This window comes from Bacillus sp. FSL K6-1033 (genome assembly GCF_038630765.1).
Lineage (GTDB): Bacteria > Bacillota > Bacilli > Bacillales > Bacillaceae > Bacillus > Bacillus altitudinis.
The window spans coordinates 3,663,477-3,683,280 of the sequence record NZ_CP152041.1 but is presented as its reverse complement, the minus strand read 5'-3'; the positions used below and the strand labels follow the sequence as shown (position 1 = coordinate 3,683,280).

19 protein-coding genes, 4 tRNA genes and 1 other annotated feature are annotated in these 19,804 nt (G+C 43.1%); of the genes, 19 read left to right on the top strand and 4 right to left on the bottom strand.

The window, feature by feature from the left end; genetic code table 11:
• The first annotated feature begins 83 nt into the window (after positions 1-83).
• Positions 84-1,448, top strand: a complete 1,365-nt coding sequence (gene dnaB, locus MHH31_RS18875) for a replicative DNA helicase (RefSeq protein ID WP_003214779.1) — start codon at positions 84-86, stop codon at positions 1,446-1,448.
• A 131-nt stretch (positions 1,449-1,579) separates the two neighbouring features.
• Positions 1,580-1,993 carry a VOC family protein gene (locus MHH31_RS18870; RefSeq protein ID WP_024718459.1) on the top strand — a complete coding sequence of 138 codons (414 nt, stop codon included), beginning with the start codon at positions 1,580-1,582 and terminating at the stop codon, positions 1,991-1,993.
• A gap of 232 nt (positions 1,994-2,225) precedes the next feature.
• Here the strand turns inward: MHH31_RS18870 and MHH31_RS18865 are convergent, their stop codons facing one another.
• A complete protein-coding gene (locus tag MHH31_RS18865) occupies positions 2,226-3,431 on the bottom strand; it encodes a cytochrome P450 (RefSeq protein WP_135009471.1) in 1,206 nt (401 codons plus the stop codon).
• A gap of 137 nt (positions 3,432-3,568) precedes the next feature.
• Here MHH31_RS18865 and MHH31_RS18860 point away from each other — a divergent pair, with 137 nt between their 5' ends.
• The 4 genes from MHH31_RS18860 (at position 3,569) to MHH31_RS18845 (ending at position 7,153) form a co-directional block, all read left to right on the top strand.
• Positions 3,569-4,150, top strand: a complete 582-nt coding sequence (locus tag MHH31_RS18860) for a TetR/AcrR family transcriptional regulator (RefSeq protein WP_282746253.1) — start codon at positions 3,569-3,571, stop codon at positions 4,148-4,150.
• Positions 4,151-4,366: 216 nt separating this feature from the next.
• Positions 4,367-5,662, top strand: coding sequence for an adenylosuccinate synthase (locus MHH31_RS18855; protein ID WP_007497400.1), 1,296 nt, complete (start codon positions 4,367-4,369; stop codon positions 5,660-5,662).
• A gap of 132 nt (positions 5,663-5,794) precedes the next feature.
• Complete coding sequence (locus MHH31_RS18850) at positions 5,795-6,928, top strand: DUF418 domain-containing protein (RefSeq protein WP_342495130.1); 1,134 nt, start codon at positions 5,795-5,797, stop codon at positions 6,926-6,928.
• A 15-nt stretch (positions 6,929-6,943) separates the two neighbouring features.
• Positions 6,944-7,153 carry a hypothetical protein gene (locus MHH31_RS18845; RefSeq protein WP_024718463.1) on the top strand — a complete coding sequence of 70 codons (210 nt, stop codon included), beginning with the start codon at positions 6,944-6,946 and terminating at the stop codon, positions 7,151-7,153.
• A 30-nt stretch (positions 7,154-7,183) separates the two neighbouring features.
• On the opposite strand, the gene MHH31_RS18840 is transcribed toward MHH31_RS18845, so the two are convergent.
• Positions 7,184-7,708: a peroxiredoxin family protein gene (locus MHH31_RS18840; RefSeq protein ID WP_342495129.1), complete on the bottom strand. Its 525-nt coding sequence runs from the start codon at positions 7,706-7,708 to the stop codon at positions 7,184-7,186.
• A gap of 332 nt (positions 7,709-8,040) precedes the next feature.
• Here MHH31_RS18840 and MHH31_RS18835 point away from each other — a divergent pair.
• From MHH31_RS18835 to MHH31_RS18785, 11 genes are all read left to right on the top strand, one after another.
• Positions 8,041-8,116: transfer RNA gene (locus tag MHH31_RS18835), tRNA-Lys, on the top strand.
• Between the two features lie 6 nt (positions 8,117-8,122).
• Positions 8,123-8,194 (top strand) — tRNA-Glu (locus MHH31_RS18830).
• An 81-nt stretch (positions 8,195-8,275) separates the two neighbouring features.
• Positions 8,276-8,352 (top strand) — tRNA-Asp (locus MHH31_RS18825).
• A 26-nt stretch (positions 8,353-8,378) separates the two neighbouring features.
• Positions 8,379-8,451, top strand: a tRNA-Phe gene (locus MHH31_RS18820).
• A 347-nt stretch (positions 8,452-8,798) separates the two neighbouring features.
• The gene (yycF, locus tag MHH31_RS18815; protein WP_017359978.1) at positions 8,799-9,506 is read left to right on the top strand and encodes a response regulator YycF; all 708 of its coding nucleotides are present in this window, start codon (positions 8,799-8,801) and stop codon (positions 9,504-9,506) included.
• Positions 9,507-9,513: 7 nt separating this feature from the next.
• The gene (walK, locus tag MHH31_RS18810; protein WP_024718465.1) at positions 9,514-11,352 is read left to right on the top strand and encodes a cell wall metabolism sensor histidine kinase WalK; all 1,839 of its coding nucleotides are present in this window, start codon (positions 9,514-9,516) and stop codon (positions 11,350-11,352) included.
• On the top strand, positions 11,342-12,721 hold the full coding sequence (yycH, locus tag MHH31_RS18805) for a two-component system activity regulator YycH (protein WP_342495128.1): 1,380 nt from the start codon (positions 11,342-11,344) through the stop codon (positions 12,719-12,721). Before walK ends, yycH begins: the two co-directional genes overlap by 11 nt.
• Positions 12,708-13,571 (top strand): two-component system regulatory protein YycI, encoded by an 864-nt coding sequence (gene yycI, locus MHH31_RS18800; RefSeq protein WP_017368442.1) that lies wholly within the window; start codon positions 12,708-12,710, stop codon positions 13,569-13,571. The genes yycH and yycI overlap by 14 nt, the downstream gene beginning before the upstream one ends.
• A 6-nt stretch (positions 13,572-13,577) precedes the next feature.
• Positions 13,578-14,372: an MBL fold metallo-hydrolase gene (locus tag MHH31_RS18795; protein ID WP_342495127.1), complete on the top strand. Its 795-nt coding sequence runs from the start codon at positions 13,578-13,580 to the stop codon at positions 14,370-14,372.
• Between the two features lie 81 nt (positions 14,373-14,453).
• Complete coding sequence (locus MHH31_RS18790; RefSeq protein WP_317328383.1) at positions 14,454-15,641, top strand: S1C family serine protease; 1,188 nt, start codon at positions 14,454-14,456, stop codon at positions 15,639-15,641.
• Positions 15,642-15,709: 68 nt separating this feature from the next.
• Positions 15,710-16,174: a GNAT family N-acetyltransferase gene (locus MHH31_RS18785; protein ID WP_342495126.1), complete on the top strand. Its 465-nt coding sequence runs from the start codon at positions 15,710-15,712 to the stop codon at positions 16,172-16,174.
• Between the two features lie 39 nt (positions 16,175-16,213).
• On the opposite strand, the gene MHH31_RS18780 is transcribed toward MHH31_RS18785, so the two are convergent.
• Both MHH31_RS18780 and MHH31_RS18775 read right to left on the bottom strand, forming a co-directional pair.
• Complete coding sequence (locus MHH31_RS18780; protein WP_008347478.1) at positions 16,214-17,095, bottom strand: ABC transporter ATP-binding protein; 882 nt, start codon at positions 17,093-17,095, stop codon at positions 16,214-16,216.
• Positions 17,096-17,785 carry an ABC transporter permease subunit gene (locus MHH31_RS18775; RefSeq protein ID WP_342495125.1) on the bottom strand — a complete coding sequence of 230 codons (690 nt, stop codon included), beginning with the start codon at positions 17,783-17,785 and terminating at the stop codon, positions 17,096-17,098. It abuts the gene before it with no gap.
• A gap of 192 nt (positions 17,786-17,977) precedes the next feature.
• Positions 17,978-18,248, top strand: a binding site (T-box leader).
• A gap of 111 nt (positions 18,249-18,359) precedes the next feature.
• Between MHH31_RS18775 and MHH31_RS18770 the strand changes: the two genes are divergently transcribed.
• Both MHH31_RS18770 and MHH31_RS18765 read left to right on the top strand, forming a co-directional pair.
• Positions 18,360-19,220 carry an S-adenosyl-l-methionine hydroxide adenosyltransferase family protein gene (locus tag MHH31_RS18770; protein WP_007497378.1) on the top strand — a complete coding sequence of 287 codons (861 nt, stop codon included), beginning with the start codon at positions 18,360-18,362 and terminating at the stop codon, positions 19,218-19,220.
• Between the two features lie 14 nt (positions 19,221-19,234).
• Positions 19,235-19,792 (top strand): ECF-type riboflavin transporter substrate-binding protein, encoded by a 558-nt coding sequence (locus MHH31_RS18765; RefSeq protein WP_041508071.1) that lies wholly within the window; start codon positions 19,235-19,237, stop codon positions 19,790-19,792.
• Positions 19,793-19,804 lie beyond the last annotated feature (12 nt).

The following is a 19,804-nucleotide window of genomic DNA, read 5'->3' as shown; positions in this document are numbered from 1 at the left end:
TAGTTGATGTTTTTCACTTTTTTATTGGTGAAAATGTTAAAATGATGAGTAGCGTATTTTTTTATGAAAGGACGGTGCTTGGCATGACGGAACTTCTCGATGACCGGCTGCCGCCGCAAAATATAGAAGCCGAGCAGGCCGTATTAGGTGCTGTTTTTTTAGAACCATCTGCGCTAACGCTCGCTTCTGAAGTATTAATTCCAGAGGATTTCTATAGAATGTCGCATCAAAAGATTTACAATGCGATGCTTGTACTTGGTGATAGAGGGGAACCGGTTGACCTTGTCACGGTGACATCAGAACTTGCCAATACAGACTTACTAGAAGAGGTAGGCGGGATTTCGTATTTAACAGATATTGCGAACTCTGTCCCAACTGCCGCAAACATTGAATATTATGCAAAAATCGTGGAAGAAAAATCCATTTTAAGACGTCTGATCCGTACAGCGACAACCATTGCACAGGATGGATATACGCGTGAGGATGAAGTGGAAGATCTATTGAGTGATGCTGAAAAAACCATTATGGAAGTGGCTCAGCGTAAAAACTCAGGAGCTTTCCAAAACATTAAAGACGTTCTTGTTCAGACATATGATAATATTGAACAGCTTCATAATCGAAAAGGTGATATCACTGGGATTCCAACGGGTTTCTCAGAGCTTGACCGGATGACAGCTGGCTTCCAGCGAAATGACCTGATTATTGTAGCGGCTCGTCCGTCCGTAGGGAAAACAGCCTTCGCGTTAAATATTGCACAAAACGTTGCGACCAAGACAGATGAAAGTGTCGCCATCTTTAGTTTAGAGATGGGCGCTGAGCAGCTGGTCATGCGTATGCTTTGTGCCGAGGGAAATATCAATGCACAAAACCTAAGAACCGGTAACCTCACAGAAGAGGACTGGGGTAAGCTGACAATGGCGATGGGTTCGCTATCAAACAGTGGGATTTTCATTGATGATACACCTGGCATTAGAGTCAGTGAAATTCGCTCGAAATGCCGCCGTTTGAAGCAAGAAAACGGGCTTGGCATGATCCTGATTGATTACTTACAGCTCATCCAAGGGAGTGGACGATCAAGCGATAACCGTCAGCAAGAGGTATCTGAAATTTCTAGGGCTTTAAAGTCACTAGCAAGAGAACTTGAAGTGCCGGTCATTGCCTTATCACAGCTTTCTCGTGGGGTAGAGCAGCGTCAGGACAAGCGTCCGATGATGTCTGATATTCGTGAATCAGGAAGTATTGAGCAGGATGCCGATATTGTGGCGTTCCTTTATCGTGATGATTACTATGACAAAGAATCAGAGAATAAGAACATTATTGAAATTATTATTGCGAAACAGCGTAACGGTCCAGTTGGAACGGTATCACTGGCGTTCGTGAAAGAATATAACAAATTCGTCAACTTAGAAAGAAGATTTGACGATGCGGGTGTTCCGCCCGGTGCTTAAAGCCCAGCTCAAGAAGCTGGGCTTTTTTTGATCCATCTACATCGAAAGAATGACTGAAAAACAGTCGAAATGAGGAGGAGTGGGAGAAAAAGAGAGCGTATACTAAAGGGAGAGAAAAGGAGTGATGACTGATGAAGTTTCAACAATTCGAAGCCGCTCAATTACGCATCGCACGTCCGACCGTCAACATGAAAGAGGTTGTTTCTTTTTATGAAGAAGGTTTAGGGCTGAAACGAATTGGCTCATTTGATCAGCATGAAGGGTATGATGGGGTCATGCTTGGGCTTCCTCACCAGCATGTTCATCTGGAAATCACCAAACATGAAGAAGACGAAAGCTTGCCTGTTCCCCACCCAGAGCAACTGCTTGTATTCTATATTCCGGATGAAGAAGAATTTCAGCAGATGAAAAAGAGACTGATCGCATCTGGCGGACGGCATGTCACCTCTACAAACCCGTACTGGGATCGAGGAGGCGTGACGATTGAAGATCCAGATGGATATCGAGTGGTGCTCATGAATACAGAAGGAATTACACCTGATTAAGAAAGACTCCCATCTCGTGGGAGTCCCAGCGTGTAGACAAACCCTCGCATTCGGTGTCAGTCCTGCGTGCTGGTGCTCACGAATGATAAATTCGCTCCGCGCCAGTACTCGTCCTTCCTAGGGCTGCAAAGGTTTTCTATCACGCTGAAAAAGAAGACAAAGGGCTAAAATAAAGTTCATTTTAGCCCTTTGTCAATAATTTGAGACTCCCATCTCGTGGGAGCCTTTTTTGTTAGCAACGAGGCGTGACACGGAGCTTCAGTGCTTTTAGTCCATACATACCGCTGCTTGTCATTGGGACGTAAGAGAGAAGCTCTAGTGATTCATATCGTGACTGTATGGCTTTGATGGCAGTGCAGGCTTCCAGGCGAGCAAGTGGTGCGCCTAGGCAGAAATGAATGCCGTGGCCGAAGCCAATATGAGGATTAGGGTGCCGGTGTATATCGTACTCATGTGCGTTTGGAAATTGACGCTCATCCCGGTTCGCAGAAGCAAGAAAGACAATCACACTGTCTCCCTTTTTCAAGACTTTCCCTCCAAGTTCGGTGTCTTCTGTGACATACCGGACGATGGTAGGCGCAGGGGCACGAAAACGGACAGCCTCCTCCACAGCACGAGGAATGAGGTCAGGTGATTGAGCGAGCGCTTCATACGACCCCGGATTTTCTAACAAACTAAAGATCATATTGGAGATCAGGTTGGTGGTCGTTTCGTTGCCTGCTAACAGGAGCAGATTGCAGAAAGGAATTAATTCGTCTGCGGACAGCTTGTCTCCATTTTCCTCCGCTTGAATTAAAAGCGAAATCAAATCATCACTAAGGTTCTGCCGCTTCTCTTCAATGATGTCAGCAAAAAACGCCATCATGTCCGCTTCGCCTTGATCCCGTGTTTTCTGCCATTCAACGACATCTCTTTCTTCTTCACTTTTAGGCATGCTGACGAGAATATCGGACCATTCTTTAAAGGATTGTTTATGTTCTGTTGGCACACCTAAAAGCTCTGCAATGACAATCACAGGAAGCGGATAGGAGATGTCTTGAACAAGATCAATCTCTTCCTTACCTTCTATTTGTGCAATGAGATCATCCATTAACTCTTGAATGCGTGGTTCCCACAATTTCATCACCCGGGGTGTAAAGGCTTTGCTCACAATGGAGCGGATTCGTGTATGTTTTGGCGGGTCCATCATGACCATTGTTTTCATCAGTGAATGTTTCCGGTGGTCTTGAGGAGGTTGACTAGAAAAGGTATCTTTATCGATGGTGACGCGCTTTGCTTCTTCATAGGTGAAGACACTCCATGTTTGGCTGTGTTCATCAAAATGAACAGGGGATTCTTGACGCATTTTGGCGTACCAATCAAATGGGTGATACGGGTCCTGCTTATTTTTCCCTCTTAATAACGCTTTCTGAACGGCACTAGGTGTTGTTGTTTCCATGATCATCACTCCTTATGGGTTGTCAGATGATTCCTTTTTTTCACTGTGTTAGATTTAAAGGTAATTCATCAGGAGAAAGGATTCAACCAACAGAAAAGCGAAATCTGTTGAAGAAAATGGGAAGGGGAGAGCGGCTTGTGGCGGACTGCTACAGAGGGGATAAGCGCGCAACTGAATCAAAGCAACAATTAAGAAAAGCATTATTTCAGTTATTAAAGGAGAAGGAATGGGGGAAGATTTCTGTACAAGATTTGACGAACAAGGCAGGAATCCATCGCACCACCTTCTATCAGCATTATGAGGATAAGTTTGACTTAGCTCAGCAGGTCATGGATGAGATGTTTGATGTCATGAAAACCGCTATTTTTGCTCCTGTACATGAAAGTGAGTGGAAGAGCGATCATGCAGCATATGTGTATATTTATCGCTTTTATCAGCATTTGCAGGAACATGAAGAGGAGTATCAGATTCTCTTGAAAAGGGGAAGAGAGCTTAATATTCATCAGACGGCCAGTGCTTTTTTTGAAGAAAGCTTTACTTTAGGGCTAGAAGAAGTCACAGGTTCACCACCTGATCCACAACACGTTCCTCTCGAGATGCAGAAGCAATTTGTCATTTCTGCTTATGTTGGAACAGCTGAGTGGTGGCTGAGAAAAGGCAGACCATACTCACCCGACTTTATGGCAAGTTCGATGATTCAATTGATTGAAAATCACTGAACAAACGGAAATGAGAAAAACAGTAATTTTGATCGAAATCTTCTTGTTTAAGCGTAGAATGAGCAATTAAAGCGCTTTTCCTCACATGTAAAACGAACAAAATTTGATTTCGAGATATTAATGTTCGGATTTCACGTTGACTTTTTCATTGTGCATTGATAAAATAAATGTGTTTGAAAGAGATAACGTTTTGAAAGGTTAACGGAGGTGCACGATATGTCTTCAGTAGTCGTAGTAGGTACGCAGTGGGGTGACGAAGGGAAAGGGAAAATTACCGATTTCCTTTCAGAAAATGCAGAGGTGATTGCCCGTTATCAAGGGGGAAACAATGCAGGTCACACAATCAAATTTGATGGAGTGACTTACAAGCTACACCTCATTCCGTCCGGTATTTTTTACAAAGAGAAAACTTGTGTCATCGGTAATGGAATGGTGGTTGATCCTAAAGCGTTGGTCACTGAGCTTGCGTATCTTCACGAACGGAATGTGAGTACAGATAACCTCAGAATCAGCAATAGAGCCCATGTCATTCTGCCTTATCACTTAAAATTGGACGAGGTAGAAGAAGAGCGGAAAGGGGCTAACAAGATCGGTACGACGAAAAAAGGAATCGGACCAGCTTATATGGACAAAGCTGCCCGCGTCGGAATCCGTATCGCAGATTTATTAGATCGTGAAGTATTTGAAGAGAAGCTTGCCCGTAATCTAGAAGAGAAAAATCGTCTTTTAGAGAAAATGTACGACACAGAAGGCTTCAAAATTGAAGATATTTTAGATGAGTATTATGAATATGGTCAGCAAGTGAAAAAATATGTCGTGGACACATCTGTTGTATTGAACGATGCTCTAGATGAAGGCCGCCGTGTTCTTTTTGAAGGGGCACAAGGCGTTATGCTTGATATCGATCAAGGGACATATCCGTTCGTGACGTCATCTAACCCAGTGGCTGGAGGCGTGACGATTGGTTCTGGTGTAGGTCCTACGAAAATTCAACATGTGGTCGGCGTATCAAAAGCTTATACAACTCGTGTAGGTGATGGCCCATTCCCGACAGAACTTCATGATGAAATTGGTGATCAAATCCGTGAAGTTGGCCGTGAATACGGTACGACAACTGGCCGCCCGCGCCGTGTTGGCTGGTTTGACAGTGTTGTTGTCCGTCATGCACGCCGTGTGAGCGGAATTACAGATTTATCTCTTAACTCCATCGATGTACTGACAGGGATTGAGAAATTGAAAATCTGTGTTGCTTATAAATTGAACGGAGAAATCACTGAAGAATTCCCAGCAAGTCTAAATGAATTAGCGAAATGTGAACCTGTCTACGAAGAAATGCCAGGTTGGACAGAGGATATTACAGGCGTGAAGAATTTAAGTGAACTGCCTGCAAATGCCCGTCATTACTTAGAGCGCATTTCACAATTAACAGGTATTCCACTTTCTATTTTCTCAGTCGGACCAGACCGTTCCCAAACGAACGTTGTCCGCAGCGTGTACCGTCCATCATTATAGACTGATCAGACACCAGTAAAATCACACATTTTACTGGTGTTTTTTTTGTTTAAATATTCCTTAATTTCTACGGAACTGACTTCCCGATATTACCAAAATATGATAACTGTATAAAAGGGAAGGAGCGTTCTAGTGAAAGAAAGAATACGATTATTAGATATTTTACGAGGTTTTGCGATATTAGGTACATTGGGTACAAACGTCTGGTTTTTTGCATACGCAGGGGATACCTTTGCGACAGATCAGATTGCGGATGAATATGAAAATGGTAGTTTTCTTGAAAGTCTTGTCTCTATGTTCGTTTATGGCAAAATGCTATCGCTGCTCACAATCATGTTTGGCGTAGGGCTAGAGCTGAAATACCAGCAGGCGAAAAGAAAAAATATGACTTGGCCGGGTACATATTTATGGATTCTTTTATTCTTATTGATTGAAGGCTTTGTCCATTTTGCGCTAGTGATGGAATATGATGTGCTCATGAGTTACGCCGTCACGGGTTTGCTTGTGGCGTTTATTGTCCGTGGAGGAAGTCGGCGCATCAAAAAAGGCATGATTGTCTCGGGTGTCATTCATTTGTTGGTGACGGCTTTTCTCGTTGTATTTTCTTTCTCTGAATTGGAAAATGAATCCTATGACGAGAGCAGTGAACCAGCGTACGAAGAACAACTACCGGAGACATGGATATCTCAAGTTCAAGACCGATTACAGCACTTTTTGATGTATCGAGAAGAAGCGATCTTTATTATCCCAATGAATACCTTTTTGTTTTTATTAGGTGTGCGGATGATGAGAGCTGGTGTATTTTATGCAAATGAGCGTGGGCAATCTCTGCGGAAAATATTGTTCCGAATGGGTTTGTGGATTGGACTGCCGCTGAATGCGCTCGTCTTCGTACCAAATGACATAGTAGAATTTGTGGTGCGCTATGTGTTTTCACCATTCCTTTCTATTTTCTATATTGCTGTCGTGGCGAAGCTTCTAGCACGCACGGAGTCATGGTTCATGTGGACTTGGTTTGAATATGTAGGGAAAATGGCGCTTAGCTGCTATATCCTGCAAAATGTCATCTGCTCGCTTCTTTTTTACAGCTGGGGATTGGGTCTTGGCGGTCAAATCAACGCCCCCCTTATCGTCTTGTCATGGTTGTTGATCTCCCTGCTGCAAATCGCCATTTCAGCCCTTTGCTTACACGTCTGGCGAATTGGGCCAATGGAGTATATCCGATCACGGGCACTTCGCCGTGTGACAATGAAGAAAGCATCTTAAAGGGGAATAGATACAATGTTTTTCAAAAAAACGACGAAAAGAGAACAAGCCAATGCACAAAAAGCAGCAGGATCGGCGTTTGTTTTTTATCTTCTAGCATTAGGAGGACATGCATCTTACGCTTTTTTTCAAGGTGAGAGTACACCTGTGACTTTTGTGATTTTAATGACAGGTCTTCTTGTGTTTTTCACCGCAGATTGGCTATACAACAAAAAACATTCATAAAAAAGAAGCTCTCTGATGAGAGCTTCTTTTTTATTTTAGGCTTTTATATTGGCCTTTTAAATTTTTACGAATGTATTGAATGATTTTGCGCAGTTCGTTGGCATGCGGTCTGCCAAATGGACTTGTTTGTCTTTGCTGATAGAGGACTTGGCCTTTTTCATTTAATAAGAAATAGGCAGGTTCTCCGTGCACCCCGTGATCTTCATATGGGGCATCTTCCCCGTGATAGAAGACTTCATAGGCTTTCAATGATGTGAGGTCTTGGTCAGACATGATGGGGAAAGAAAGTCCCTCTTTGTCTGCAAATTCTTTTAAGTCTTCAGGGTTATCCGTTGAAATCGTCATTAAGTGAATATCCTTGTCTTGAAAATAGGATTGCTGTTTTTCCAGCTCTTTTAATTCCTCGACACATACTGGGCACCATGATCCTCTAAAGAAAACGATAAGGTGCCAGCTTTGATGCTCCTCTAAATGTTTGTAAAACTCAATGTGATCGCCCTGCACTGTTGGCAGTGAAAAATTGGGCATTTTATCTCCTAATTTAAATGAACTCATCCTATGCTTCCTCCTTTTTCAATCACCATGCTGTTTGTTTCTTGTATAACCAATATTGGTCGGAATCAAACGTTTCTGTGTGCTGGATTGTGCAGTAGCCATTGATTGAATGAAGGCGCTTTCGGATTTAGGCGATGTAACAGAAGATATCAAATCCGACACTTTTTTTAAAAAAATGTCGAAAAACGTATTGCCATATGTAATTACTCTATGATATTATAAATCTCGTTGTTGCAAAGGTCTCTGAAACTTGTTAAGATGCGATTTTCCAGCTTTTAAAGCGATTGGTTTGACGCAATACAGCTTCTTCAGATTCACTTTTCACAAACCGAGAGCCATTAGCTCAGTTGGTAGAGCATCTGACTTTTAATCAGAGGGTCGAAGGTTCGAGTCCTTCATGGCTCACCATGTTTTGGCCCGTTGGTCAAGCGGTTAAGACACCGCCCTTTCACGGCGGTAACACGGGTTCGAATCCCGTACGGGTCATTGATTTACTTTAGCGTTAAGCTAATTTTTCCTCACTTGCTTGAAGGAGCACCACGATTGCTTTTTCGGGCAAGTTACTGAGGTCCGGTAGTTCAGTTGGTTAGAATGCCTGCCTGTCACGCAGGAGGTCGCGGGTTCGAGTCCCGTCCGGACCGCCATTTATACATATTCATCTTTTGATGATGGCTCGGTAGCTCAGTTGGTAGAGCAACGGACTGAAAATCCGTGTGTCGGCGGTTCGATTCCGTCCCGAGCCACTTCCAAACGCATCTGCAATCGCAGGTGCGTTTTTATTATGAAAAGAAGGCATAAAAAGGGAGAAGCCGGACCTAGGTAGGGCCCGGCTCCATAAGAAGAAGACGTTACATGTATATAGACGTTTGGTGACTGGAAAAGTTTCGATAAAAAAGGAAAAAGTCATCAAATCTTTTGGGTGAAGTTCTTCTATCCAACGTTTACTAGCAAAGAAAGCCGTTATTATTTTTATCTTTGCCTCGTAAAACGTTATAATAGACAGTGAGCCTTTTTTTCGTAAATGAAGAAGGCGTAATGAGACATGCAAAATGGAATGACATAGATGCTAAAAATGCAGGAGGAAATCACAATGGAAAAAAAGATTCTTGTCGTAGATGATGAAAAGCCGATTGCGGATATATTGGAATTTAACTTAAGAAAAGAGGGCTACGAGGTTCATTGTGCGTATGACGGAAATGAAGCCCTTGAAATGGTAGAAGAAATTAAGCCAGACATTATTTTGCTCGACATTATGCTGCCGAACAAAGATGGCGTTGAAGTATGCCGTGAAGTGAGAAAGAAATATGATATGCCGATTATCATGCTGACAGCAAAAGACTCTGAAATCGATAAAGTCATTGGTCTTGAGCTTGGCGCAGACGATTATGTCACAAAGCCATTCAGTACACGCGAGCTGCTTGCACGTGTAAAAGCAAATTTAAGAAGACAGACGGCTGCTCCGCAATCAGAGGAAGAATCTGAATCAAATGATATCGAGATTGGTTCACTTGTGATCTACCCAGATGCATATGTCGTGTCTAAGCGTGACGAAACGATTGAGCTAACGCATCGTGAGTTCGAATTGCTTCATTACTTAGCGAAACATATTGGACAAGTCATGACACGTGAGCACTTACTGCAAACGGTTTGGGGCTACGATTACTTCGGAGATGTCCGTACAGTAGACGTGACAGTCCGCCGTCTTCGTGAAAAAATTGAAGACAACCCTAGCCACCCGAGCTGGATCGTAACAAGACGAGGCGTCGGCTACTATTTAAGAAACCCAGAGCAGGACTAAGATTCTTATGAGTAAAGTAGGTTTTTTTCGCTCGATTCACTTTAAATTGACCTTGATTTATGTGCTGCTGATCATTGTCGCCATGCAGATTATTGGCGTGTACTTTGTGAAGCAGCTAGAGCAGTCCTTAATTAATTCCTATGATAATTCCTTGAATCAGCGAATCTACTCGTTATCGTATTACCTAGAACAAGATTCATCGAAAAGCAAGGCAGAATTAAAAGAGGATGCTCAAAAGATATTAAACGATTTTAACAACAAAGATGAGTCTAATGAAATTTCTGAAGTCAGCTATATTGACGAAAGCAGAGAGGTCATTGCCTCTGTGAATAACGGCAGTCAAGAGATTGCCGGGAAGAAAATCACAGATCAAATCATTAGCCGTATTTTCGCGGTTGGCAAAGACTACGAGAAAAAATTCTATGACCCAGAATCAAATAAACGAGTCCGCATATCGGCGACAGCCGTGAAAAATGAGAACCAAGAAACCGTTGGTGTCATTTATGTGGTCTCATCCATGGAAAGTGTTTTTAACCAAATGCGAACGATCAACACCATTTTGGCGACGGGTACACTCATCGCACTTGGGACGACCGCTCTACTTGGTATATTCATATTCAGAACCATTACACACCCAATTTCGGATATGAGAAAGCAAGCGATAGAGCTCGCCAAAGGGAACTTTTCCAGAAAGGTTCGGAAGTATGGACATGATGAAATTGGTCAGCTAGCGACGACATTTAACCATCTGACGAGAGAGCTGGAGGAAGCGCAGCTGATGACAGAGGGTGAGAGGAAAAAGCTTTCTTCTGTTATCGCCTATATGACCGATGGCGTCATTGCCACGAATCAAAATGGTGCCATTATTCTATTAAACAGCCCAGCACTAGAGCTTTTGAATGTTTCACGTGAAACAGCTCTAGAGATGCCGATCACATCCTTGCTTGGCTTAGAAGAAACTCATACATTTGAAGATTTAGTCGAAAATCAAGACTCCATGCTGCTAGAAATTGAACGCGAAGATCAACTGTCTGTTTTGCGTGTCAATTTCTCAGTGATTCAGAAAGAGCATGGGAAAATTGATGGTTTAATTGCAGTCATTTATGACGTAACCGAGCAGGAAAAAATTGATGCGGAACGTCGTGAATTCGTGGCGAACGTATCGCATGAGTTGCGCACACCGCTTACGACGATGCGAAGCTATCTTGAGGCACTCGCTGAAGGTGCGATTGGTGATAAAGAGCTTGCGCCAAGGTTCCTCAGTGTCACGCAAAATGAAACAGAGCGCATGATTAGACTTGTGAATGACCTGCTCCAGCTGTCTAAGTTCGACAGCAAGGATTATCAATTCAATCGTGAGTGGACGAATTTTATCAGGTTTATCTCGCTCGTCATTGATCGTTTTGAAATGACGAAGGAGCAGCATGTCGATTTCATCCGCAACCTGCCGCAGCGTGAAATATATGTGGAAATAGATCAAGATAAAATCACTCAGGTGCTCGATAATATCATTTCCAATGCTATGAAATACTCGCCAGAGGGTGGACACATTACGTTCACTGTCGATTTGGATGAGGAGCAAAGTCTTGTGTTATTCAGTGTCAAAGATGAAGGAATCGGTATTCCGAAGAAGGATATGGATAAAATCTTTGAACGTTTTTATCGAGTGGATAAGGCAAGAACAAGAAAGCTTGGCGGAACCGGCCTAGGCCTTGCGATTGCAAAAGAAATGGTTCAGGCTCATGGCGGAGATATTTGGGCTGACAGCATTGAAGGAAAAGGAACAACGGTAACCTTTACCCTTCCGTACAATGAAGAACAAGAGGATGATTGGGATGAAGCGTGAGACCTTTAAAACCATTATATTGACAATCCTAATTGCGATCAGTCTTGTGTTTACGTGGAATATTTGGATGTTCCAGCCCGTCATGCAGGATCAGGCGGATGCCGGCACACAGGTCGTGGAAACGAAGAAGATTTCAAGCGACGAGCCTCGGAGTCTCATTGATGTCGTGAAGCCGCGTGAGATGTTCATCCATTCCAATGGAGAGCATTTCAAAGTGGATCAAAAGGAACTCTTCCAAAACTTTTGGAATGATGTAAGCCTGTGGGATGTCAAAGAGATTGCTGATGTGTCGGACCAATATTCCGAGCAGAAATTTAAGAATTTCTTCTATGGACGCGAGGGGCAAGGCAAAACATTGGATCTTGTGTTCAATGATCCGATTCCGATTGATATTTTCCAAGCGCTGTTTAAATGGCCGAATAAATCCATTGAATACAACTCGTTTGACCGGATGATTGTGCCGTTCGCTCAACCGGATAAGGCCAATAAGAAAGTCTATTTGGTTTCATACAGCAAGGAATCGGTGCTTGAGCTAACGATTGAATCTGCCAACTATCGTAATCTGATGGATAGTATTGCAGCCGCTCAAAACGAGATGCCGCGCTATGATCTTTATACTTTCTCTACGAATTCAAAACGAGATTTCCTTCTGCCGCAGAAGCAAAAGCAGCTTGAAGCGAAAATGTTCTTTATCGAAACAATTAAGACAAGCAAATTCAAGGACGCTTTGTTTACAGACCCAAGTCTAGTTGGGGAGGAGTCTAATTTAAACCGGACGGTGTATACAGATGGAACGAGTCGTCTTGAAGCAAATCAAAAAGACCACCGCATCCAATATCAGCATCGTAATATCAATTCTAGTACCGTATTCCAAACGGGGGATTTGATCAAGCGAAGCGTGAAGTATTTCAATGATACCGGAAGTTTTACCGATAATTATCAATACTTCGGCATTAACAGCAACCAGCAGCTGTCCTTTAATATGTTTATGGATGGACTGCCGATCGTCAACAGCACAAAACATCCATTTGGTATGACATCACTTGAAGTACAATGGGCGAATGATGACATCTTGAGTTATAAGCGTCCAAACTACATTCTCGGCAACAAAGCGAGTCAGAGTGAACAGATCAAACTGATGAATGGGACAGAGCTGAAAAACTTGATCATCAAGCAGACGAAGTATGATGATTTAGAAAAAATTGAACAGATTTTCCCTGCCTATCAAGCGACATCCACGGCATCAGATCAGGATCAAGCGATGTTTGTCTGGCTAGAGCCGGTATGGTGTATGAAATATAACGGAAAAACCGTCATTTTATCGAATGATTTGCTGACAGAGGGGAGCGAGAATCATGGAGTGGAATAAGACCAAAACGATCTTTATCCTAGCCTTTCTCGTTCTCGATATCTTTCTAGGTTTTCAATACTTTGAAAAGCGATCGACCGATCATTTTGCGATTATCGAAAAAACAGATACGCTGGAAGAAATGAAGGCAGACGGAATCAAATATGGCAATCTATCAGATGAAGCGAAGATTGGATACCGCATTACAGCTGAGAAAAAGCAATATACGAAAAAGGATGTCGACGGATTAGCTGATCAAAAGACGAAAAGCACATTCCCGAAAACCGAGAAAGATGATCCTGTCACCCTGCTTGAAATGACTTTCAATAAACCAGTTGCATTGCCGAAAAAAGATATGAAAACAGCAGCGACCAATCTTGTGAGCCAGCGTTTACTGGATGGCAAGAATTATAAGCTCTGGAGCATCGATGAAGAAACAGGTGAAATCGTCTTTTTCCAAACGTATAAAGGAAAATACATCTTCCAAGAAGGTCTTGATGACACCGAAACCATCGGGAAGATCACATTGGATGTGAACGATCAAAACGAGGTCGTCTCGTATCGGCAGTCGATGGTGACATCGATTAATGAAGTGAGAAAAGAAACCCTTGTCCCAGCGCTTGAAACGGTGAAGGACCTATATACACAAAATATGCTGAGCCAAAACACGACAGTGAAAAAAGTGGAGCTTGGCTACTACACGCAATACCCAGGTGCAAGCACTCAAGTAATGGTTCCTGTATGGCGAGTAGAGATTGAAGGCGTGGCAGCTGGTTCAAAGAAAAAGACAGAAGAAGAATATTTGATCAATGCCATTGATGGCTCAACACTTGATCATATAGAGAAAGAAGACAAATCTTCATTGGAGTGAGAGAACATGAGCTTGCAGTTCAGTGTACTAGCGAGCGGAAGTACGGGGAACGCTTTTTATTTAGAAACAGACGAGCATGCTTTTTTAGTAGATGCGGGTTTAAGCGGCAAACAGATGGTAGAGCTGCTTGGTCAGATCGATCGCAAGCCGGAAGACTTGGACGGAATTTTTGTCACACACGAGCACTCAGATCATATTAAAGGACTCGGTGTGATGGCAAGAAAGTACAAGCTTCCTGTCTATGCAAATGCGAAAACATGGAAGGCGATGGAGTCACATATTGGGAAAGTGGATACGGAGCAGAAATTCCACTTTGATATGGAGACGGTTCAATCATTCGGCGGTCTCGATGTTGAATCATTTGGCGTATCACATGATGCGGCAGAGCCCATGTTTTACGTATTCCATTATGGCGGGCGTAAACTTGCCCTTATGACGGATACAGGCTATGTGAGTGACCGGATGAAAGGGATTATTAAATCAGCCAATACGTTCGTATTTGAGAGCAACCATGATGTCGGCATGCTGCAAATGGGGCGCTACCCCTGGAGTATTAAACGCAGAATTTTGAGCGATGTCGGACACGTATCCAATGAAGATGCAGCTCTTGCTATGACAGACGTGATTGGAGACGCCACCTCACGCATTTATTTGGCCCACTTGAGTCAAGACAACAACATGAAGGACTTAGCCCGTATGGCGGTCCAGCAGACGGTTGAAATGAAGGGCTTTGTTGTAGGGGACGGCTTTGATTTATATGATACGGATCCGAAAAAAGCAACCCCGCTTTGCGCCGTATGATTTTTACAATCGTATGATTAAGATAAGAGCTTCTTACCAACACTATATACATCATCTATTCACTGAAAGGAAGGAAACATAGTGGATTATCGCGATGTAGAGTGGAAGCCGAGACGAAGCAGAAAAGGATATTTCCTATCTGGTCTGATCGGTGTATTGGTAGGAGCTTTTTTAATGGGATTCTTTTTCCCCTATGTGTCTGGCCAAAGCGGCAGCCCCTTTGGCTGGCAGTCAGCTGGAGATCAGCAGGCATCAGATGGCCCTTTAAAGACCGTCAATGTGAACGTGAATGATGCGGTCACAAAAGTGGTATCGAGTATGTCGGATACAGTTGTCGGCGTCATTAACATTCAAAAGTCGAGCTTTTGGGAAGAAGGCGGTGAAGCAGGCAGCGGGTCAGGTGTGATTTATAAAAAAAGGGGTGACACCTTTTATATCGTGACCAACCATCATGTCATCAAAGGCGCAAACCAGCTTGAAGTGAGCCTTCAGGACGGGACAAGGATCGGGGCAAATCTTGTCGGCAGTGATCAGCTTATGGATTTAGCGGTACTCACGGTCAAAAGTGATAAGATCAAGAAAACCGCCGCCTTCGGCAATTCAGACCATGTCAAACCAGGTGAGCCTGTCATCGCCATTGGAAATCCATTAGGCCTTGAATTTGCTGGCTCCGTCACACAAGGTGTGATTTCTGGAACGGAGCGTGCGATCCCTGTTGATTCTAATGGTGATGGACAGACGGATTGGAATGCGGAAGTTTTGCAAACGGATGCCGCCATTAATCCTGGGAACAGCGGCGGAGCCTTGATCAATATGGATGGCAAAGTGATCGGCATCAATTCAATGAAGATTGCTGAGTCAGAGGTGGAAGGGATTGGGCTGTCTATTCCTGCGAATCTGGTGATCCCTGTCATAGAGGATTTAGAGCGCTATGGAGAGGTGAAGCGTCCGTACCTTGGTGTTGGGATGAAATCACTAGCAGATATTGCGAGCTATCATTGGCAGGAAACGTTAAAACTGCCATCAAAGGTCACAACCGGAGTCGTCGTGATGAGTGTCGAGCCTTTGTCTCCAGCAGGGAAAGCAGGGTTAAAAGAGCTGGATGTCGTGACGTCGTTTGACGGCAAGGAAGTACAAAATATCGTCGATCTGCGTAAATATCTTTATCAAAAGAAAGTAGGCGACAAGGTAAAGGTGCAATTTTACCGAAGCGGAAAGAAAAAATCAGTCGAGATCAAACTCTCCCAAACCGATCGGTTCGGTGGCTAGCCAGTTCCTATAAGGGACTGGCTTTTTTTACATGCCCGGCATATGATAAAGAAAAGGGGGAGATACGATTGGTCACATTACTACCAATGTCGCAAACAGATTATGACGTCTTGATAGAGAAGGACATTAAGCGGTACGCAGAAGAAAAGGTACACGCAGGGACATGGAATCAGGAAGAAGCGCAAAAGAATGCAGAGGAACAATTTGACCGGCTGCTTCCTGAAGGACTTCAGACAGAAGATCATGAGTTGTGGACCTTCATGCATGGAGACGAAGCCATTGGATGGGTATGGCTTTGCTATGATCCAGATCATCCCCAGCATGAAGGCTTTATTTATAATTTTATTTTGTTTGAAGCGTATCGAGGAAAAGGGTTGGCAAAACAGGCCATGGCGGCATTAGAAGAGCAGGCAAAGTCATTAGGTGTGAAGAAACTATCGCTGCATGTCTTTGCCCATAATCAAATCGCCCGCTCACTTTATGAGAAAACGGGATTTGCTGAGACTGGGATTTACATGAGTAAACCTTTATAAAAAAAGAGAAGTACCGTGCAGAGAGCGTACGGTACTTTTTTATGTGGACATCATGGCATCTTGCGCCGTGACTCGGTATAGGTCGACTTTGCATTTCACAAACGCACGGATGATGGCTGGGACTTGAGCTTCTGAACGAATCAACAATGAGGTCTCGTCATCTCTGATCACAAGGTCTGTTCCCACACTTTGTAAGTACTGCGTGAGAACAGGCTTCACCTCATCATCAATCCATGCATGCTTGAAGGTGGCACGAATGGTTGAGGACGTGATGGTTTTCTCTTGAGGATGAGTACTTGAGGACACGATTTTTCCTTCAGATATGAAAGCTGTTTTGGTACAAATAGGCTGGGTGAACCTTGGCTCGTCTGCTGTTAAAAAGACAGTTTTTCCTTCAAATTTTAACGATTCAATCACCCGCTGGATATGTAAGATAGAATCTGCATCAATATCCGCAAAAGGCTCATCAAGTAAAATAAAGTCAGGCTGATGAGCGATGGCCTGAGCCATTCCGAGCCGTTTCTTCATCCCAGGTGTAAAGGCACCGACTTTCTCTTGATGATAACGATGTAAGCCAACAAATTCGAGTAATTCTTCATAATAGCTCGTTTTCTGGCGAGTACCCGTAATTTTCGATAAATAGGCAATATGCTCAATAGCAGTCAGCCCTTCATATAAATCTGTATATTCAGGAAGAACACCGATATGATGACGTACTTTTTTTAACGACGTCATGTTCATCATGATAAACGTGCCAGAGGTGGGGCGGGAGATCCCTGTAATGATATTAAAGAAGGTTGTCTTACCAGCACCCTTCGGTCCAATGAGGCCGAAGATATCCCCTTGATGGATATCAAGATCAATATGATCTATTGCGACTTTTGTCCGATATTTTTTTGTCAGCCCTTTTGTGTGAAGCACTTAGACATCCCTCCTCTGAAACAGTAGTGCAGTTCCAACGAGTAAGACAACAGTCAATGCGGCATTCATCAGCACATAGGTCAGCGGTTCACTCCAGCGCGCATAATAATAAGGCGTCACGTATTGGAACCAGTGAATCAACCGTTCTGAAGAAAGAACAGACATCATGCTCATGATTGGAAATAGAAAGGAAAACAACATGCCAACAAACATCGATTTCTGTGGTGTTGGAAAGAGCATGGACAAAAACAAAGCACAGGAGATGCCGACACTGATAAACGTTAATATTTTTAAGGCATCAGAGAACAGAAAACGATGTGTAATCATCATATTTAATATATATGTGGTCATAATGCAACTGAGCCAAAACAGCATCAGCCCAAGATATTTCCCGATGACAATGTTTAAACGGGTCGTTTTGCTGACGAGAAAACGAATGGTTTTTAAATGAATTTCGCGGCTCAAAATATCATGAGATAATAAAAAAATAAGGAAGAAACCAAATAAAGAAATCACTAGTTCATTCCCAATGGAATACGGGTCCTTTGCCTGTTCCCACTTCCCTTGATAAGCAGCTATAAATGGAAGACTTGATACAAAAGTAGATAAAATGAAAATAATAACAATAGTTAAGATGGATTTTGTGCTTTTGAAGAGCTGCTTAAATTCATTCATACAGATGGTCCACACACACTGTACCTCCCTTCATCTTTATTATACCGCTAGAAAAGAAAGACACCATATCTCGCTCTTTAACATTTGCTTAAATTTTATAAAAAAGAAGACTCTTCCAGAACAGTTAACTCATTTTTAAAAATGTTCAGAAAAATATCTTGATTTATTAAAAAACATCATGTATGATAGCTTTAATTCAAGATAGTTAAACAGGCAATGACGAGAGAAAGTACAATCATCAATTTTTCCACAGAGAGCTTCGGCAGCTGAAAAGAAGCAAAAATAATGATTCGAAAAATGGTCTCTGAGCCTCGTGCTGAACATATCCATGATATTAGTAGGTGACGACGAGAGTTGGTACTCGTTATCAAAACCACAGTATATGAGCCAAATTGGAGCTTTGTACTTGTAGAGGCTGTTTAGCGCGAGCAAACAGTAAATAAAGGTGGTACCACGAGACAAATACCTCGTCCTTATGATTCATAGATAAGGATGGGGTATTTTTTATTGTCCACTTTTTTTCATACAAATGTTCAAATGTTCCACGTGAAACACCACAACCATTTTTTCAAATGAAAGGGAGATTAACATGAGTGAACATGCATTGGTTTTGCAATCAGATTTCGGTATTGATGATGGAGCGGTCAGCGCAATGTACGGCGTAGCCAATACAGTGAGCAGCGGCATCCGCATTTTTGATTTAACTCACAACATTCCCCAATATGACATTTGGGAAGCTTCTTATCGCTTGCTTCAGACGGTTACATATTGGCCGGAAGAAACGGTATTTGTCTCCGTTGTTGATCCAGGCGTTGGATCAGAGCGAAAGAGCCTTGTCGTCAAAACAACAAGCTCACACTACATCATCACACCTGATAATGGGACACTTACGCATGTCGCACAGGATATTGGCATCGTGGAGGCTCGGTATTTAGATGAAACCATCAATCGTCTGCCGAAGTCAGGAAAATCACATACATTCCATGGTAGAGACATTTACGCCTATACAGGCGCGAGAATTGCTTCAGGTGTGATTTCTTTTGAAGAGGTCGGGCCAAAGGCGAATATAGAGGACATTATTCACCTTCCAGTCGTACAAGCTTATGCGGAAGAAGAAGTGATCACAGGGACGATTGATATTTTAGATGTGCGGTTCGGAAACCTATGGACAAACATTCATCATACGTTATTTGAACAGCTTTCAATCAATTATGGGGATGCAATAGAAGTTACCATTGCCAACGGGCCAAAAAATGTGTATAAAAATATCATGACCTATGGACGATCTTTTGCCGATTTAAAGGTAGGCGAACCACTCGTATATGTCAATTCACTCGATCATTTAGGCGTGGCGATCAATCAAGGGTCATTTGCAAAGGCTTATAACATCGGTACAGGCACAGGCTGGCGCCTTTCGATTCGCAAAGCTCCGCGCATTATATATGAATAAGAGGAGGAAACATCATGGCAGGTAAACAACTTTCAACGAAAACTGTCGTTGCCATCGGAATTGGCGCAGCCGTCTTTGTCATTTTAGGACGCTTCGTCTCCATTCCAACTGGGATTCCGAATACACAAATTGAAACATCGTACGCGTTCCTTGCGTTAATGGCCGTGCTATTTGGTCCTGTTGCAGGCGCATTGATTGGATTTATTGGTCATCTCATTAAAGATGCCACCACATTTGGACCTTGGTGGAGCTGGATTATCGTTTCGGGTGTTGTTGGTTTATTGATCGGCCTCATTTCGAACCGTTTAAAAGTAGAAGAGGGCGACTTTGGCTGGAAAAAAATCACGCTCTTCAACGCCGTCCAAGCCGGCGCACAAGCATTAGGCTGGTTTGTCATTGCGCCGGTACTCGACATTGTGATCTATGCAGAACCTGCAAATAAAGTGTTTGTTCAAGGCATCGTAGCAGGAATCTCAAACATCATCACAGTCGGTGTACTAGGCACCATCATCATTGCGGCTTATGCGAAAACAAGAAGCAAAAGCGGCAGTCTATCGAAAGAAACATCATGAAGCAAGGTGGAA